The organism is Nostoc sp. ChiQUE02 (assembly GCF_034531305.2).
Classification (GTDB): Bacteria; Cyanobacteriota; Cyanobacteriia; order Cyanobacteriales; family Nostocaceae; genus Nostoc.
In genome coordinates this window covers 1-3,690 of record NZ_JAVRBN020000111.1, presented here as the reverse complement: position 1 = coordinate 3,690, position 3,690 = coordinate 1, and the positions used below count along the sequence as shown (strand labels likewise).

Sequence of the window (3,690 nt, the reverse complement as noted above, 5' to 3'; positions counted from 1 at the left end):
TAAGTTATCAAGGTCAGTTATTTTTTTAAATAAAAAAACCCCAGTTAGTGTTAACCTACCAGGGGAGTGAGTTATCAGGGTGCATCTACCAATAATCTTTTCTAAAGTAAATGGGTCGCTACCGGATAAATTAGCAGAGGTTGAAGCTGTTAGTGTGTGTTTATTAGAGAAAAACCTCAGAGGGGTTAGTTATCAGGACAGACCTACCAATTAGATGATCGGTGCGCTGCCTTACAAAATGGGTGTATCCAAGATGATTACTGCTTTAAGACTTAGGCACAAGAGAACGCCCAATTTTGTTAAAAAGTTGGCTCTTAGGGTTCCCTTTTTTCAGGGGAGCCAGTGCCTTGATGAAACCGTCCGTTGAGTGAGCAACACCCAACTATACTTCTTTGGAGAAAGCGCAGGGTAGAAACTACCAAAGGGTTCCCGACTCTTAAAGCTTCCTAGCAAGAGCGTCTTTGAACAGGAGAAGCAACTGGCGTGGGCTTATTCAGATATAGGTTTCAGGTTGTCACTGTATAAGTTTTGTGCTTACTACCTTCATAAAAAAACCCCCCAGTGGGCGTTAGCCAACCAGGGGAGCTAGTTATCAGGGTGCATCTACCAATTAAATCTTCTAGGTTTAACCCCCATGCTCCGGATAAATTTATTAGAAAATTGATTGTTGTCGTGTGTCAAAAAAAAACAAGAGTGGGTATTAACTAAATTAGGGGAGTTAAAGATCAAGGGACATCCATCTACTAATCAAGTATTCTAGGGTTAAGCACTATTTTCTGGTAGAGAATATCTGCGTCAGAAGTTGCTGTTGTTTGCCAAAATTGAAAAAAACCCCCAGTGGGTGTTAGCCAACTAGGGGAGTTGAAGATCAAGGTGCATCTACCAATTAAGTGTTCTAGACCCAAGTAATCCGATCCGGATAAAGTTGTAAAGGCAGAAAAACCAAAACGACACCGAATCAGAAACATTCAGGGGTGGGATGCATCTAAGTTATCAGAGGGAGCGAAAAATCGACTTGAAACTTTCGCGTTTCAAACCAGATTTAGGAGGCGGACAGGAGAAACGGTGACCCAGGAATTCCACATTTCGGTAACTCCTGTAGGGCAAAATGACTACTTGGTGCGGACGGAACAAGTCGCGCCTGGGGTACCATTGGCAGAAGAATTGGTGACTTGGCCTATAGCTGATTGGTTGATGGCTGCTGGGCATTTGATGAATGACCCATTGAAATCGGTGTTGCAAGGAGATCCATTTGCTTCTGGTGGGCACGAAAGCGATATCGCCAGAAACTCTGTTAATTTGGTGGCGTTGGGTCAACAATTTTATAACGCCCTATTTCAAGGCACTCTCAGAGATAGTTGGATTACTGCCCAAGGTATTGCCCAGAACCACCAACAAGTACTACGCTTACGCTTGGGGCTAAAAGACACTAGGTTAGCTCGTCTGCCTTGGGAAGTGATGCACGCAGGCGATCGCCCTCTGGCTACTGGTCCTTATGTGGCTTTTTCTCGCTTCCAAAGTGGAATTTTGGGGGCTTCGCCTTTGCGATCCCTGCGGGGGGCTACGCCTACGCGAAATATGCTCACACCACTAGAACACGGTGGTATCAGAGTATTGATGGTAATTGCTTCCCCCTCAGATCAAGTCCGTCTTGATTTACAGAAACAGGAAGCTATCAAACTGCAAGCCGAACTTCACCGTATACCACGACTTGCTGAAGGTAGCAATCGTTTCCCACAAATTGAACTGACTGTATTAGACCAGCCAGGACGGGAAGAACTGACGCAAGCCCTAGAACAAGGCAAATATCACGTTCTCCACTACTCTGGTCATAGTAATTTAGGCGGCAATGGCGGAGAAATTTATCTTGCTAGTCGCAGAACTGGCTTAACGGAAATCTTGAGTGGAGACGATTTGGCTGGTTTGCTCGTCAACAATAATATCCAAATGGCAGTGTTTAACTCCTGCTTGGGGGCATACACAGCTGCATCCGATCCCTCTGGAGATACTGGCGAACGAAATCTCGCAGAAAGTTTGGTGAAGCGGGGAATTAGAAGCGTTTTGGCTATGTCAGAACGGATTCCTGATGAAGTGGCGTTGACGCTTACACAATTGTTTTACCGCAATTTGAGCCAGGGATATCCAGTAGATTTGTGCGTCAGTCGGGTGCGCCAAGGATTAATTTCTGCCTATGGTTCTCACCAGATGTACTGGGCATTACCGATTTTATATCTCCAGCCAGAATTTGACGGTTTTCTGAGTCCGGAAAGTGATTTATCTGAAAGTGCGGAGTCGCTGAACCAATATGGTTCGCCTTTAGGCATAACTTCCACGATGTACTCTGCGATCGCCGATGATTCTGAGATACCTTTAGGAATGGAAGAAATGATTCCTTCTGGTTTGACGCGTGACTCTTCTGGGTTGGACTGGCTGGGTGAAGATACTTGGGGCGATCTAGTTGATGAAATTGAGTATGATGACCCAAGTTATGAGGAAGATTCTGCGATAGTTTCGGATTTGTTTCGGCAGCTAGATAACCAAAAAGCTTCAACTGAACCGGATGAACAAATTCGCGAAAATAGTCCTCACCAAAGTCAAGTTTCAGAAGAAATGACTTCCCTAGAAGAGGAAGCAGATTTGTGGGGAGAAGTTCCACCACCGCCACCTCAAGCTGTTGAAGGAAATTGGCAGAATTCTAATTCTTTGCGTAGGCATAGCCCGCCGCAGGCATCGCAACCAGCCCCACTAAGACCTCGTACCCGTCGCCGCCAGCTGTGGCCGATTGTGGGTATTGTGGGAATCAGTGCGTTAGCAGCTGCGATCGGTTTAAATTGGTGGTGGCAAAATCGGTCTCAGCAGGCAACTTTGCCTAACATCCCAGCAATTCCCACTGAGTCTTTACCTATCCAAAAGCAGCAAAATATCGATTTAGAAACAGCAGCGACTGGAGTTGTCACCGCCAGCGCTACGGAAAAATTGAGCCAGGGCGACTTGCAAGGTGGGTTATTGGCTGTAGAAGAACTACTCAATCGTGGCGCATTGGCTGCGGCTGAAACTGCTCTGAAACTAATTCCAAGTAAACAAGCTGACGATCCATCGGTGAACTTTTACAAGGGACGATTGGCATGGCAATCTATCCAAACTAGAGACAATAACTATAGCGTCGATGATGCCCGCCGTTACTGGGAAACTGCTGCAAAAGCTAAACCAGAATCGCTTTTGTATAATAACGCTTTGGCATTTGCCTACTACACAGAAGGTAATCTGAATAGAGCCAATGACTCTTGGTTCAAGGCTTTGAATTTAGCTCTCAAAGAGCAGAACTCAAACTCTAGCGCCGCAATATCTACAAATACGGCAGTCCCTCAAGATGCTTTAACTTCCTATGCTGGTTTAGCTCTGGGACTGTATAAATCTGCACTGAGTCAGTCTAGTGGTAAGCAGACACAATATCTGAATGAAGCGATCAAGTTGCGGCAATTGGTTCTCAAGTCCGATCCAGTAAATTTCCAGGTAGATAAATTAGCTAAAAATTGGCTGTGGACGGAGAAGGCGATTGAAGATTGGCGATCGCTCCTTCAGGAAAAGAGCGAAGAACAGTAATATGTTGTGGGGGAACATCCACTTTTGGAAGAAACACCTAATCAGACAGCAAGTAAACCATTAAGATAAGCACAACGAACAGAGAGG

The 3,690-nt window shown here is 45.4% G+C and carries 1 protein-coding gene; it reads left to right on the top strand.

Annotated elements, in window-relative coordinates; genetic code table 11:
* Positions 1-1,065: 1,065 nt before the first annotated feature.
* Positions 1,066-3,603 carry a cell division protein HetF gene (gene hetF / locus RM347_RS35510; RefSeq protein WP_322721609.1) on the top strand — a complete coding sequence of 846 codons (2,538 nt, stop codon included), beginning with the start codon at positions 1,066-1,068 and terminating at the stop codon, positions 3,601-3,603.
* The last annotated feature ends 87 nt before the right edge of the window (positions 3,604-3,690 follow it).